Source organism: Rhodanobacter denitrificans (assembly GCF_003335105.1).
Lineage (GTDB): Bacteria > Pseudomonadota > Gammaproteobacteria > Xanthomonadales > Rhodanobacteraceae > Rhodanobacter > Rhodanobacter denitrificans_A.
Window position 1 is genome coordinate 21,298 of the sequence record NZ_QFWQ01000001.1, and the last position, 14,285, is coordinate 35,582.

Consider the following 14,285-nt stretch of genomic DNA (forward strand, 5'->3'; position numbering starts at 1 on the left):
GAAGGATCGCCCATGTCCCGCCCCAGTTTCCGCTTCCCCGACGGTTTCCACTGGGGTGCCGCCACTTCGGCCTACCAGATCGAAGGCTCGCCGCTGGCCGACGGCGCCGGCCCCAGCATCTGGCAGCGCTTCGCGCACACGCCGGGGATGATGGCGAACGGCGACACCGGCGACGTCGCCTGCGACCACTACCGCCGCTATCGTGAAGACGTGCAGCTGATGAAGGCGCTGGGCCTGCACGGCTACCGCTTCAGCATCAACTGGGCGCGCGTGCTGCCCGAGGGCACCGGCCGGGTCAATCCGAAGGGACTGGATTTCTACTCGCGGCTGGTCGACGAATTGCTGGAGCACGGCATCGCGCCGAACGCCACGCTGTTCCACTGGGACCTGCCGGCGGCGCTGGACGACCGCGGCGGCTGGCTCAACCGCGACATCGCGCACTGGTTCGCCGAGTACGCCGAGGTGATGTTCAAGGCGCTCGACGACCGCGTGCCGCGCTGGTCCACGCTCAACGAACCCTGGGTGGTCACCGACGGCGGCTACCTGCACGGCGCGCTGGCGCCGGGCCACCGCAGCAAATACGAGGCGCCGCTCGCCGCGCACAACCTGATGCGCGCCAGCGGCGCCGGCATCCAGGCCTACCGTGCGCACGGCAGGCACGAGATCGGCGTGGTGTTCAACATCGAGCCGAAGTACCCGCACTCGGATCGCGCCGAGGACGTGGCCGCCACCCGCCGCGCGCACGCCTACATGAACCAGCAGTTCGCCGACCCAGCGCTGCTGGGCAGCTATCCGCCCGAGCTGAAGGAGATCTTCGGCGACGCATGGCCGGACTTTCCTGCCGATGATTTCAAGCTGACGAAACAGAAGGTCGACTTCGTCGGCATCAACTACTACACCCGCGCCGTGGTGAAGCACGACCCGAACCAGTACCCGCTGCAGGCCACGCCGGTGCGTCAGCCGAACAGGACCTATACCGAGACCGGCTGGGAAGTGTTCGAGCAGGGCCTCACCGACACGCTGACCTGGTTCAAGCAGCGCTACGGCGACATCCCGCTCTACATCACCGAGAATGGTTCTGCGTTCTACGACCCGCCGGTGGTCGAGAACGGCGTACTCGACGATCCGCTGCGCACGAGCTACCTGCGCAAGCATCTCGGGGCGCTGCACAAGGCGATCGCGGCCGGGGTGAACCTGAAGGGTTATTACGCGTGGTCGCTGCTGGACAACCTGGAGTGGTCACTGGGCTTTTCCAAGCGCTTCGGCCTGTACCACGTCGATTTCGCCACCCAGCAGCGCACGCCGAAGGCCACCGCGAAGCTGTATGCGCAGGTGATCGCAAGCAACGGCAGCGTGCTCGACGAGTAAAACCGCGGGTCAGGCTCGGCCGAGCACCAGCAGGTGGCGCTCGGCCGGCAGCCCCGGCACGATCAGCTCATGCGTGCTGCGCACCACGAAGCCCGCCGGGATGCCGGGCAATTCCTCGTCCGGCCGCTTGCCCTTCATCGCCAGCCAGATCCCGTCCGGCGCCAGCAGGTGGCCGCCCCAGCCGAGCATGTCGGCAAGGCTGGCGAACGCGCGCGCGGTGATGCAGTCGTACTGACCTTCCACGTCTTCCACCCGCGACTGCAGCGCGCGCACGCCGTCCAGCTTCAGCGCGCGGATCGCCTCGCGCAGGAAGCGCACCTTCTTGCCGTTGGAATCGACCAGCAGGACTTCCCGCCCCGGCGCAGCGATCGCCAGCACGATGCCGGGCAGGCCGGGACCGGTACCGAGATCGGCCAGGGTCCGGCCCTGCGCATACGGCAGGATCGCCAGCGAATCGAGCAGGTGGCGGGTGACCATCTCCGCCGGGTCGCGTACCGCGGTGAGGTTGTAGGTCGCGTTCCAGCGCTCCAGCAGGGCCTGGTAATCGAGCAGCCGCGGCACCGCGTCGGCCGGCAGCTGCAGGCCCAGCTCGGCGATGCCTTGTTCGAGTCGTGCCTGCAAGGCGGCGCGGGTGGTCATGGGCTCACTCGGGGAGATGGGGCGCAAAGTATCCGCGGCGCATGCCGGGCTTGCCAGCCCCGGCCAAAGAAAACCCGCCGGACGGCGGGTCGAAAGCTTGCAGATCCCCTGTGGCGCGGGCGCTCTCGGGCGCCCTGGCGCGTGTCGTGCTCAGGCGACCTCGAGGTCGACCCGGGTCACCATCATGCCGCGCTCGCGCAGCGCACTGTTCAACGACTGCTTCACCCGCGCGCCCAGGTCGCGACGGTCGCTGCGAACCGCCGCCGGCTCGCTGCGCAGCGCTTCCTGCGCGCCGCGGCGGATCAGCTGGTCGACCTGCTCGAACACCGCATCGGCGCGCTCCGGCTCCAGCACCTGCCAGTACACGGTGCCGCGCACGTCGTGCGCATCGGCCAGCGGCTCCTCGAAACGCAAGGTTTGCCCGGCCAGGTCGATCTTGTGCGCGACCCGATCCAGCAGCGGCAATACCAAATGCGTACCCGGCTGCAGCACGCGCATCAGCTTGCCGCGACGGTACAGGCTGTAGACCTGCCCGGCCGGCACGCGCCTGACCGCGCCGAGGATCAGCACGACGCACAGGAGCAGCAGGGTCATCAGCAAGGTCATGGTATGCAAATCAGCTACTTGGTTGGTGTTTCTTCGCTATTACGACAACTTGAGGATACAGTCGGCTGAGTGGACGTAGATTAACCCTGATTTAACGACAGGGAGAAATTTTTAACAACAGGCAGAGGCGGCCTAAATTGAGACATCGTCCGCAAATGCCGTTTGTCGGCTGTCGGCGGCACCCATTGATGTCAGTCGCAGCCAATTCACGTCAGCATCGTTAGATAGTGTCAGTCGACGCCAAGTTGCCGCTTCCCTAGCAGCTCCATAGCTGGACTACAAGGCAGACGAAGCATGAATCCTGCCAATGGATATCGGCCGCGCCTGTTATGACTGCAATTTGGAAGGGCCAGGGGAATCGGTATCGCTGAACAATGGCATGAGCCTGGGGTGCTGCCTCGTGGTTCGGTGCCGCTGAAATCAACAAGCAGTAGACCCGCCGATGATCGGCGAAGAAATCGGCAATATGGATCGTCTGACTTTCTATCCCCCCGGTCGCGGGAAATGAGAATTCGTGCGCGGATGATCCGCTGGCCCACTCTCCCGGAAGACGATGGCCTCCTTGGCTGTCAAACGCCAATGAGAGGGTAGGTGAGGACGTTCGTGCGGAACCGCATGGCATACTTCCCGACGTCCCTCATTCAACTTTGCGCGAACAGGCCGGATTAGATAATGGTGGAAGAAACTGAGGCCTTGTCAGCTAGGATCACATACACTGACGGGGCTGGCCGATGACGGAGAAGGCTGTCCGCGTGACCACGCGCGAGCGTGACTCTTTTCCCTCCGATGCCAAAAATGTCCTTGAGCAGCTGCTCGCGACCGATTGGAGCTTTGCAGAGCGTGCAAAGGCCCCCCTGATCGAGAGCATCCACCCTTATCCAGCCAAGTTTATCGGAGACATCCCGAGGGCTTTGCTCGATATTCTTCCGGTGCCAGAAGGAACTTCTGTGCTTGATCCGTTCGTCGGGAGCGGAACAACGCTCGTGGAGGCGCAAAGGCGGGGACTGCCATGCGTAGGCATCGACCTCAATCCCATTGCGTGCCTGATTTCACGAGTGAAGACGGGCGCCGAACCCGACAAACTCCAAGAAATGGCGGCAGCTATCGTTAGCAGGGCTAGGGCCAACAAGACACCCGACCGTCGAGCCATTCCGAACCTGGATCACTGGTTCAAGGTCGAGGTGCAGACGGCAGTTGCGGCAATCCTGGAAGAAATTCGCGACTTAGAAGACGACGGCATCAAGGACGCCCTCAACCTTTGCCTTTCCTCGATTATCGTCCGGGTTTCCAACCAAGACAGCGATACGAGGTATGCGGCAGTGGACAAGGCCGTTACCTGGGATGGGGTATTTGACGCATTCACAGCCGCTGCCAATAAGCTGCAAATCGCCATGGCCTCACGCTCATGGACGCAGACGAGCGCACACGTGCTCAACAAAAACACACTTGAAGTCCAGCCTACAGACCTACCCGGAAAGGTTGGACTCGTGGTGACCTCACCGCCATATCCAAATGCCTACGAATACTGGCTCTACCACAAGTACCGGATGTGGTGGCTGGGGTATGACCCCATCGAAGTCAAGAAACAAGAAATCGGGGCTAGGGCGCATTTCTTCAAAACAAACCACCACACGGAAGAGAACTTCTGGGAGCAGATGAGGGGCACCCTCAAACTCATTGACAGCGTTATGGTCGCCGATGGCTACGCATGCTTCGTTATCGGCCGCTCGAAAATCCACGGCGTGGTAGTCGACAACGCTGCCATCATCCGCAGCATTGCTGAGTCCATGAACTTCCATTGTGTTGCCCAAATCGAGCGGGTCATTTCGGCTTCCCGGAAATCTTTCAATCTCGCTCATGCCAACATCAAGACAGAAACGGTTTTGGTCTTACAAAAAATGCAAGGTCGCTAAGCAGTAATGGAACTCGTTCGCCACGGCTACAACTATTACCCCTATGAGCTGGAATTAGCCAACCGAGAGGCGCGGGTGCTCTTTCCAAACGCGCGCTTCACGGAGACCGACAAGGGCATCCGTCTAGCTGGAAAGGTGGATTCTGCCATCGCCGACAGACTGGTATATTACTCGGCGATCAAGAGCGGCGAGACAACAGTACGCACTCTTCAGGGCAAGCTTGAGCGCATAAACGGAGCCGAACCACGTCGCCAAGCGACGCGGTACTCCGCGCATGGACTTCATGAGTACAAGGGTAAGTTCAACCCTCAGATCGCCCGGGCCATTCTCAATATCTTGGACATCCCTGTGGGTGCGCATGTCATTGATCCGTTTTGCGGATCGGGGACGTCGTTGCTGGAATGTGCGCATCTCGGGATGACTGCCATAGGGACCGACATCAATCCATTAGCGGTCTTCATTGCTAATGCAAAGATCGAGGCTTTGCGGCTGCCGAAAGGACGCCTCGAAAAGGAACTTTCGAATGTCCTCGAAAACTTCAAAGTGGCACGGGTATCTAAGCCGACCGACGAGGCGGGTGAGGCTCGTGCGACCTATCTTGCCGCTTGGTTCGACGACGCTATCCTGCGGGTCATCGAGCGACTACGTTCTGCCATAGAGCGCGCTGATCCAGGATGTGCTCCAGCCTTCCTGGCCGTCGCGAGTAACCTCCTTCGGGATTACTCCCATCAGGACCCGGTCGACCTACGCATTCGTCGGCGGAAGAGCCCGCTGCCGAACGTGTCCTTCATTGATGCATTTGAAGAGACAGCACTTGCCTTCATCGGTAAGTTGGAGGAGACCAAAAAGGTCCTCCCCCGCCTTCGGGGTGCCGGTAAGGCATGGCTGCACGATAGTCGCCAGCTAGACTCCGCTACATTTCTAAATGGTCAGAAATTCGATTGCGCCTTGACCAGTCCTCCATATGCTACGGCGCTCCCTTATATTGATACCCAGCGCCTTAGCTTGGTCTGGCTGGGTCTAGCTCAGCCCTCGGAGATTGCCCCACTCGAGTCACGCCTAGTCGGTAGCCGCGAAGTCCGGGATAAAAAACAGGCACTGACTGCCCTAAAGAACAACGGTGCAGAACTGCCGGCCGCACAGGCCCAGTACTGCGTCGAATTACAGGAGGCGCTGACGGATGCGGACGGATTCCGCCGACGAGCGGTCCCATTACTCCTCTATCGCTACTTTGCCGGGATGGCTTCTGTGTTCCAAACCCTCCGTCCCAACATGAAAAGCGGGGCTCCCTTTGCGCTGATCGTCGGGACCAATCACACGGTACTCAGCGGGAAACGGTTCGATATCGACACGCCTCAGCACTTAGCGGAGCTAGCGGCCGCGAATGGGTGGGTGCATGAGGAATCCGTTCCGCTTCAGATCTATCATCGCTACGGTTATCACACCGGAAATGCGGTCACCGGAGAGGCGATGGTCATAGTGAGGGCAAAATGAACCAGCTCGCGCTCCATCCGAATGTCTATGCCACCGGGCAAAACAAAGGGTTGGTCAACATCCTCGAGGATGTCTGGGTCCGGAACCACCGTCCTGGGGACGGCACGTTGTTTGTGGTCTCGGGCTTTGGCAACTACAACGGCGGAGTGCGGTTTTACGAGACATTCAAGGAGCACACTCGGCGAGGCGGGCGCATTACCGCAGTCTTCTCCGGCAGCACCAGGTCGCGTCTAACCAGCAAGCAGGTCGTTCACGAAATGCTTGGATGCGGTGCAGATGTCCATATCATCAACCGCAAACGGTTGCTACACGCTAAGTGCTACGGAGCTCTGACGGATGAGGGAAATTCCCTTGTCGTCACATCCGGTAACTTCACCGGTCCAGGTATGTCCCAGAATGTAGAGCTGTCCGTTCTCCTGGATCGGGAGACAACTGCGAGCATGCAGTTTTCCTGGGACGGGATGGTAACGGCGCTGCTCCGACAGAATTGGGACTATCATCGCCCGAGTCTGGGGGACCTCGCGGCACCCGCTTGGCGGTTGCTCTACGACGAGCAGGCCGCAGAACTCGTGCTTGATGACTCGGCTGAGGTAACGATGCTATTGCGGCTCAGTCATGCCGATACCGCTCGAATCAATGCAGCACCCGGTACAAATGCCGGAAAAGGCTCCCAGTATTTCTGGCTGAGCAAGGACTGCTTCGACTTTTTTCCTCCGCTGACAATCCGCAACGAGCGCGGCCACAAGGCTACTTACTCCTGTCTTGTCACCATGAAGTACATGGATATCGGCGTGGAGGATCCGAATTGTCGGGTGACATTCGAAGCCGAGAACAATCTGGATTTTCGGCTCGGCACGGGGCCGCTCCGCTATCGGGGCATTGCGGCCGCGGGGGACATCGCCGCGATTACCCGCACCGGGGAGGCAACGTATGAGCTTCGAATTTTCCGAGAAGGGACCAGGCAGTTTGAGCGACTGCGCGAATACACCATCAACCTCATAGGACACCAGGGCAAGAGCTACGGGTTCGTCAACAACAGCGACTTCGAAGGCCTTACCGGTGTTCACCTGCAGCGGATAGCATCCCGCCGGGGCGCGCCACGCATCCCCACCGTTTAGCGAAGACAGCGTATGTCGGGCATATCACCCTCCATTTTCCATTGCTGCAAGTAATGTTCGTTGCGCAGCTACAAATCGATTTCACCATCGGCGTTGCTCACGCTGCGCCACTCACCGTCGAACGTGGCTTACTTTAATCTGAGTTGCTCACGCCGACCAAACGGCAATGCCGGCGTGGCGTGTAGTTCTTCGAGGATCAGGAGGTCGATCTCACGCTCCTAGACGGCGAGTTCGACGGACGTGTCATCGAGTTTCATGAAGCGCTCCGTGTCACGACACGCGATCTTTCAACCATCCCAGCAAGCCGGCATCTAGCACCTTGCTGCCGATGACATCCGGCCCCCAGAGCGTAATGTTGGCCGGCGGATCCCGGTTGATCGTGCCGGTGTGCCAGACGTAGAACATTCGAGCATGGGCATCCGTCGCCGCAAACTCGGCTGCGTAATCTGCAAACTGCGCAGTGTTCGTCCGCGATTTGACCTGTACGAAGGCCCGCTCATGGGTGGTGGGCAGGAGTAGATCCAAATCAAGGGTTTTCTGCGAGCCGCCCGTGCGCGACTGCCGCTGCCAGCCGCTGCGGGAGAAGATCAGCTCCACCATCAGCTCGAAGTCTCTTGGCGTAAGCAACCGGACCATTGCCAGGATCTGTTTGAGCAAGACTTGCTCCGCGCCTTCAGCCTCAGCCAGTTCCGGAGTCTTCTCATCGTTGATCCGGCGCAACAGATATGCGCGCTCCTCAACGTCGCAAATAGTCCCCTGATACATCTGCGTCTTCGTGAGCTTGCCAGACAATCGGCTCACCTGCAGGGGTTCACCTCCGATGCTGGTGTTCTTCCAACCATCAATCGTCTGGCGCACGCGTGCTCCGTCATCATCGTGCATCACGACCGGCGTGCCAGTGGGCCGGCACCACCACATGTAGCCCTTAGCGAACGTGATGAAAATGTCGTCCTCATTCGCCTCAAAAAACGTACGAATTTGGCGCATGTCATTGCTGGCCGTGCTCTCTTTGCCGCGCCGTTCAGTCCAGAACGCCTTGACCTTCTCCCACTCACCCTGCAAGCACAGGTCCTGTGGCGTCGCGTGATAACCAAACTTGATCGTGCCCTCTGCGAGGCACACTGACTCCCAGGCCCCGCCTTCGCCCAACTTGATGAAATAGGCCTTCGTCGTTGCCGGTAATGACTTCACTTGGCTCCCCTTGCCCAAGTTAAGTGAACCCTCGGTGGCGCCCTCGGACGAAACTCATAGCTTGTAGCCATCCAGGCAAATACCCTGCGCTTAAATACTTACCGGTACGTATTCGCCTTCGGGTATGACTTAGAAAACGCGTGACCGACAGTCCAAAGCGATGCACGGCGTCTTGAGTATTTAGTCGTGATGCTGATCTTCTATGACTTCTACATGGCCACCTGGCATCGTTCGAACAAGTCGTCCCTGGTCATCGAATCCAACATACCCACCTTCGGAGCACATCTTAGCGGCGAAGGCTTCACCTTCGGCGTTGGGTCCCATTAGATACTCAGCGAGAAGATCCGTGAATACCACTTGCTCGTCGAGTTCCAGCAGGTCTGCGTCGAACTCACCACGCAAAGCCGCGTAAACGCGATCGAGCGTATACCCTGATGCTGAGGCTATCGGCTCATTGGGAATGAGTGCTTCGTCTGATTTGGAGTTTTTCATAGAGTCCTCACTTCGCCGTTTCACCGGAGTCCCTCATCTTTGTCCCACGGCGCGATGGCCGAATGGGAACGCGCTCATTAGATGTAACTCACCAAAAGTGTGGAGGCGGGCCATCCGCCGATGAATAGTGGCGGGGCTCAAGCAAGTGACGGGACGGCTGATTCTGTAGGGCCGCCTTGACCTGCTCCCGCGAACCAATGACTGTCGACATGGCCTCCAGCCAGCCTGGACAATGGCCAGGCGGGGCATACCCGCCATTCCGTAGCTTGGTTTTCGGTGACAGCCTGGAGAACGTGTGAGCGACGACCCAGAGAGCCGCTCGCCTCGTCGGCATATCACTGAGGCATCGTACTCCAAATCGCCACGCCAACTGCCTCGTCGCTCTCGGCAAAGCATTGTGATTGAACGATAAATATTTGCGGTCGAAAAAGTCGGGGCAAAGATCGCGAGCGATCCAATGAAACTCTTTCGGCCCGCCCACGCGCCGAAGCACCAAGACTAGTGCACGACAGACGGAGCCCATGTCCTCCGCACCGCTGCTAGATCGACCAGCAGAGGCTCGATACGGCTCGTAATCTAGACACGCGCGCTCGAAGATCTTTAGCGTATCCAATACTTCCTTGGATTGAGGGTGTCGGCGCAGACCATCGATGAGCGTATCAACCGCGAGTAGATCCATGGGGAGTCGGCCCGACGCATCGACGTGTTTCGAGCTCGGATCGTTTATCCAGGCTGGCGGAAGTATGCGGCTTCCATCACTGTGCGTATGCAGCCATTCGAACAACGGCGTCCCGTGAATCGCACAATGCGTTATCAGAACATGGGCCCAACCGAGTCGAAAATATGGTGTCTTGTGTTGCCGCAAATCGTCCTCAAAGCAACGCGGACAATAGTGTCTTCTGCAGGAATGATGGAGCAGCCATTCTCTTTCCGGCACCGGGCTGGCAAACGGTGCTAGGTCTGACCACTGCAAACCCGTCGCATCGAAAAATGGACGGCGTGCCTCCCAACAATCGAAAGCATCAAAGTCCCATGCCCGTTCAAATCGGGCTCCGGTAGATCTCACCGCGGCCTGTCTTGTCAGCCCATAGCGTTGCACATTTCGATCCAGCCAGGACGACAGCGATTCACCGTCCTGGGGGCGGTCACAATAGATGAATGGACCGCCCCCTTTGCGTTTTCGCCAAATTTGCCTATCCACCGTACGGCTCAGTGAAGGGTTGGGCAATCCAGTATTTCGTGGGAAGGAACATCCCACGGCCGGCGAAGCATTTCTGGGGTAATGGTTTCCATTCCGGAGCTGATTCCTTCAATGGCGGCGTTCCGAAGTATGTCGACGATGTAGCCGAGCCTCCCTTCGGAAAGTTCGAGAAGCTTCTTGACCATTTCCCTGGTGCGCAGATTGACGCTCCGCTGCAGCAAAAGATTCGGCTCCAGGCTAGCGAGCAGATCGATCAAGTCGTCATCGTCCTTCCAAGACGGAAGCTTAATTTCACTGAATCGTGCGCGCAGGTGTTGATCGCTGTCGAATGCTTTTCCAGCCTGTTCGACACCTAGAGCGAGAACCGGCAGTTTCAGCGAGTTCATCAGATATTTGAGGGCGTCCAGTACACGCTGCTGGTCGCGCTCTGACGTCTTCAGAACGTCTTGAGCCTCATCAAGGATAAGGAGCCTGCAGTTGATGTTTCGCAAGGTCATGGTGACGACAAGCTCGCGATCTGCCAGCCTTGCGTGACTATCTACCGGCGCATGGATTTGTTCGAGAATTCGACCGTAGACGCCTCGCTGCGTCGTGAGCCCTGATAGTTCAATCATGACGGCACAAGGACGAACGCTATCAATGAAGGAGGATGGTGATAGCTGGGAGTACGCGTTTAGAATCCAGTTGCCTAAGGTCGTCTTTCCGCTATTAGTGGGGCCGGTAACAATCAGCCCAGGCGCACGGGACCGTGGCTTCTGTTTGATCATCCAAAGCACGCGGTTTACCGCTTCCCCAAGTCTTGGATACAGGACGACTCGCTCTGTTTGGACCGCCATGATTCTTTCGGCTTTAGATTTGTAGCGCAGTTCTTCTGGTATCTCTACGGTTTTAGGCGTGATGTCGTCATACATTTCGCCCATCTCTTGATCTTGCGGCAACGACAAAGGAGATGAGTCATTTGAATTGTCTAGTGTGGTCATGATCAGAACTCCAGGATCTTGAAGGGCGTGGGAACTCTATTTGGATTGAAGGTCGATGCCACGTTGCCCGGCGATGCCTCCGCGACTGGGAGCGGCCGAGCTTGCAAGCTTTTGTCTCTTTCAACCTTCTTGTTCGAATCCCGATGCGCTTGGCGCGAGGCCTTTTCGCTCGAGGCGACGAGCGCTTTGTTGGCATCGTGACCGGCGATCCTGTCGTCGATTCGCTGCTGGATGGCCCCCGTTGTCCGCTGAGCGGCACCTAGTTTTTGCCACTCCTGAACCGACATTTGAGGTACGTCTTGGCGAACGCAATTGACGACGATGACCTTTCCGAAAGGATCGACAAAGTAGACGCGCCGTATATCGCGTGAATCGTATCGGATGGCATGCTTTCGACCTCTGGCGACGTAATCACGCAGCTCGTCAGACCAATAGCGCATCGCGTTCATGTTGATGCCAACGCGGGAAATGGGGCGCTCGCAGTAGGGTAGAAAATCAACAAATAGACGCAAACACTCCTGATCCGAGAGCTCGCGCGGCTGGGATATTTGTGTCGAGCTCTTCATTCGCCACGCCTCAATCGGTGGCATGTTGATCCCTCGGTGCACCACCTGGTGGTAGTGCGTGGCGATCTCTGTGACCAGCCACTGCCGAAATTCCGAGAGTGTCAAACAAGCGCGTTTTTCGACGTCCTGGCCGTCTTTCGCTCGGACGTCTCGCTGTGTTGCACCCGGCAGCATGCGCAGGCGTCCCATCATTGTTCCGATGAGACGTTCAATGACTCCGCCCCAGTGAGGGCTACCTACGGGTCGATATCGAAGCTCGATCCCGTGTTCTTGGCATCCACGCATTACCGCGGCACCGTGAAAGTCGCGGCCATTGTCCGTCAGGAGTACTTCGAATTTTCCGCTACAAGGCCATTCCACACCAAGCAGATCGAAATCGAGATAGCGTGCCAATTGGTCTTTAGGTAGAACGATGGAAAGAATGCACATAGCCAGAGAGGTGCTGCTCGGCGCATCGAACGATAGATGAAATCCAACGACGCACCGTGTTGCAACGTCGACGGCCAGCGTCAGCCACGGCCTACCGACAACTTTTCGCGTTGCGTCATCGGATACGAGAAGGATGTCAGCCAACGTGTGATCTATTTCGATTAGCTCCATGGGTCGCGTCGCCATGAGCGTTCCTGGCACCGGCTTGTACTTTTCTCTCGCTCGCTTTCCACCCTGACGCTTTTGCATCACATATTTCGGGTCGATGGCTCGAAGGCGATTACGTATGGTTTGCGCACACACTGGTCGCAACTGGCGCCGTTTGCACTCCAGCTCCACGTCGTTAGTGGCCGTACCGGCGCTCGGTCGTTCGCGCTTCAGATAGGACTCCTCTAAGACGTCGTGCACGATTGCCTCACGTTCCAAAGAGAGGAAGCGACTTCCCTTTTTTGGGCCAGGTTTTCGACTGACCAAGGTGGAAACCTTCGAGTCGGTTCTGTAGCGCTTCTGAATTCGCCAAACCGTTCTTGGCTGCACTCCAAGCATCTTGGCGGCATCTGCTACCGCGCTAGTCTTGTCGCAAGCTGCCTCTATTTCACGGCAAGCGCTTGCCCTCTTAGCTGCCTTGTCCCACTCGTCGGCCTCGACGGCAGCCAACGGCAAGTCGCGATTCGTTTCATCCAGCGAGTCAAGGGGCGTTAGGTCGGACGCTGCCATCGTGCGGATCACCTTTTCACCGACGAGGCGAACCAGAACTTCGGACAAGGTGTCGGGATTTTCAACAACCTCTCCTATATGACCGTTCCAAACGACGGTTCGACCTTCGAAGAACAAGGCATTAGCTGACATGGCTGTTCTCCCCAGAGGTGCTCGTTGGCACATCGAGCGAAAGATGAGATCCAACGATGCACCGCGTTGCGACGTTGATGGCCAGAGTCAGCCGCGGCTTGCCGACATCTTTTCGCTTTGCGTCATCGGATACGGCGAGGATATCGAGCAATGTTTTCTCTGTTTCGATCAGCTCCGTAGGTCGCGTCACCATCGGTGTTCCGTCCGGTGCATCAAGGGGCGTTAGGTCGGACGCTGCCACTGTTCGAGAGATCTTTTCGCCCGCCAAGCGAATCCGCACGTCGGAGCGTGTGCGGGGGTTCTCAACAACCACTCCCATATGACCATTCCAAACGACGGTTCGGCCTTCGAAGAACAAGGCATTAGCTGACATGGCCGTTCTCCCCTGTTTCGGTAAGGTCGTTTTCTGTAATGACAACCAAGGGGAGAGCCGTTGACAGCACCACCGCTGCCTGCCGTTCCTTCAGCTTGTAGCGATACCGATCGGCCTGGTGTTTCGTCTTTACTTCAATGAAGAAGCAGTCCAGTTTGCGCGTTGCCTTGCATGCGTACGCAACAAGAATGTCAGGCGTGTAACTGCGCTTATCGCCGCCGGCGGTGTAGTGGATCGTTACGGGTTGCGTCGCCAGCGCGGCGCAGTCAGGGCCTCCACTGAGTGCTTTGAGCACATGGCGCTCGAGCCGGCTTTCAACGGGGAGTAATGCCTGCCCCGGCCACGTTGGCGTGTATCCGGTCGAGTGACGGCCATGCGACAACGGTATAGAGCGGGACCACCAATCCAGGTGCTTTATTTCGATGCCTGCGTGGGAATGCCTGGCCAGTGCCGAGGCGTGAACCAAGGAGCGAGCTCGCTCGCGCAGCGCATGTTGAAGATCGAGGGGTGTGGCATTCATAGTCACCTCTAACGAGTTAGAGGCGAGCCGGTAGGGCGCGAACATACCCCCTTGAACGGCATTTCGAGGAGGTATACGCTGAGGGCGTCGGTCACCAAATCGACTGCTACAGCGTTCGCCCAGGCCCCAAACCTGGGCGTTCGCGTTTATGGGGCTCGCCAAATGGCGTCACCAAGAAGTCGTTTATGCGTGTGGCGGTACCTCCCTTGTGGCCAAGACGGGCTTGCAACGAGCCTTGGACTGGCAAATCGCATTAACCAATCGCCAGCAGACTTCGCTCGTTAAAACGTAGGGTGTCGCCGCGACTCGCAGGCACGTAAAGGGCTCAGCCCGGAGACCCAACCGGATCGCCGGCCCCATTTGAGCGATCACCGTATGAACGTCTTGCAGGGGAATGACCGGTCCCCATTGCTCAAGTTGGGCTTGCACCCAATCTGCCGCCTCATGAGATGCGTGGTTCTCATGGGAGAGTGGGCTCTTCCGCGACCTGAAACCGTCGTACGACGCGTTATGCATCTGTCGGCTCCCGTGCGGACAACGCTTCCG

Annotated in this window: 13 protein-coding genes; 4 read left to right on the plus strand and 9 right to left on the minus strand. The window is 58.4% G+C overall.

Going from position 1 to position 14,285, the window contains the following annotated elements; genetic code table 11:
* Positions 1-12 precede the first annotated feature (12 nt).
* Positions 13-1,368 (plus strand): GH1 family beta-glucosidase, encoded by a 1,356-nt coding sequence (locus tag DEO45_RS00100; protein ID WP_114340297.1) that lies wholly within the window; start codon positions 13-15, stop codon positions 1,366-1,368.
* A 9-nt stretch (positions 1,369-1,377) separates the two neighbouring features.
* Here DEO45_RS00100 and rsmG read toward each other — a convergent pair whose 3' ends face one another.
* Positions 1,378-2,007: a 16S rRNA (guanine(527)-N(7))-methyltransferase RsmG gene (gene rsmG, locus DEO45_RS00105; protein ID WP_114340298.1), complete on the minus strand. Its 630-nt coding sequence runs from the start codon at positions 2,005-2,007 to the stop codon at positions 1,378-1,380.
* 150 nt (positions 2,008-2,157) lie between these two features.
* Positions 2,158-2,613 (minus strand): SPFH domain-containing protein, encoded by a 456-nt coding sequence (locus DEO45_RS00110; RefSeq protein WP_114340299.1) that lies wholly within the window; start codon positions 2,611-2,613, stop codon positions 2,158-2,160.
* A gap of 752 nt (positions 2,614-3,365) precedes the next feature.
* Between DEO45_RS00110 and DEO45_RS00115 the strand changes: the two genes are divergently transcribed.
* The 3 genes from DEO45_RS00115 to DEO45_RS00125 are packed head-to-tail and all read left to right on the plus strand — an operon-like array spanning position 3,366 to position 7,138.
* The gene (locus DEO45_RS00115) at positions 3,366-4,526 is read left to right on the plus strand and encodes a DNA methyltransferase (protein ID WP_223250721.1); all 1,161 of its coding nucleotides are present in this window, start codon (positions 3,366-3,368) and stop codon (positions 4,524-4,526) included.
* A gap of 6 nt (positions 4,527-4,532) precedes the next feature.
* Positions 4,533-6,020 (plus strand): TRM11 family SAM-dependent methyltransferase, encoded by a 1,488-nt coding sequence (locus DEO45_RS00120; protein WP_114340301.1) that lies wholly within the window; start codon positions 4,533-4,535, stop codon positions 6,018-6,020.
* Positions 6,017-7,138 (plus strand): restriction endonuclease, encoded by a 1,122-nt coding sequence (locus DEO45_RS00125; protein ID WP_114340302.1) that lies wholly within the window; start codon positions 6,017-6,019, stop codon positions 7,136-7,138. The genes DEO45_RS00120 and DEO45_RS00125 overlap by 4 nt, the downstream gene beginning before the upstream one ends.
* Positions 7,139-7,408: 270 nt before the next feature.
* Here the strand turns inward: DEO45_RS00125 and DEO45_RS00130 are convergent, their stop codons facing one another.
* The 7 genes from DEO45_RS00130 to DEO45_RS00150 all read right to left on the minus strand — a co-directional run bounded on the left by DEO45_RS00130 (position 7,409) and on the right by DEO45_RS00150 (position 13,739).
* Positions 7,409-8,329 (minus strand): hypothetical protein, encoded by a 921-nt coding sequence (locus DEO45_RS00130; RefSeq protein ID WP_114340451.1) that lies wholly within the window; start codon positions 8,327-8,329, stop codon positions 7,409-7,411.
* A gap of 180 nt (positions 8,330-8,509) precedes the next feature.
* Positions 8,510-8,821 (minus strand): hypothetical protein, encoded by a 312-nt coding sequence (locus tag DEO45_RS16395; RefSeq protein ID WP_147269654.1) that lies wholly within the window; start codon positions 8,819-8,821, stop codon positions 8,510-8,512.
* A gap of 88 nt (positions 8,822-8,909) precedes the next feature.
* On the minus strand, positions 8,910-10,079 hold the full coding sequence (locus tag DEO45_RS16805; RefSeq protein WP_114340303.1) for a TniQ family protein: 1,170 nt from the start codon (positions 10,077-10,079) through the stop codon (positions 8,910-8,912).
* A complete protein-coding gene (locus DEO45_RS00140) occupies positions 10,031-11,002 on the minus strand; it encodes a TniB family NTP-binding protein (RefSeq protein WP_114340304.1) in 972 nt (323 codons plus the stop codon). The genes DEO45_RS16805 and DEO45_RS00140 overlap by 49 nt, the downstream gene beginning before the upstream one ends.
* A gap of 2 nt (positions 11,003-11,004) precedes the next feature.
* Positions 11,005-12,846, minus strand: coding sequence for a Mu transposase C-terminal domain-containing protein (locus tag DEO45_RS00145; RefSeq protein ID WP_189339638.1), 1,842 nt, complete (start codon positions 12,844-12,846; stop codon positions 11,005-11,007).
* Entirely contained in the window at positions 12,836-13,219 is a 384-nt protein-coding gene (locus tag DEO45_RS16400; protein WP_147269655.1) for a hypothetical protein, read from the minus strand. The genes DEO45_RS00145 and DEO45_RS16400 overlap by 11 nt, the downstream gene beginning before the upstream one ends.
* A complete protein-coding gene (locus DEO45_RS00150) occupies positions 13,209-13,739 on the minus strand; it encodes a TnsA endonuclease N-terminal domain-containing protein (protein ID WP_189339639.1) in 531 nt (176 codons plus the stop codon). The genes DEO45_RS16400 and DEO45_RS00150 overlap by 11 nt, the downstream gene beginning before the upstream one ends.
* Positions 13,740-14,285 lie beyond the last annotated feature (546 nt).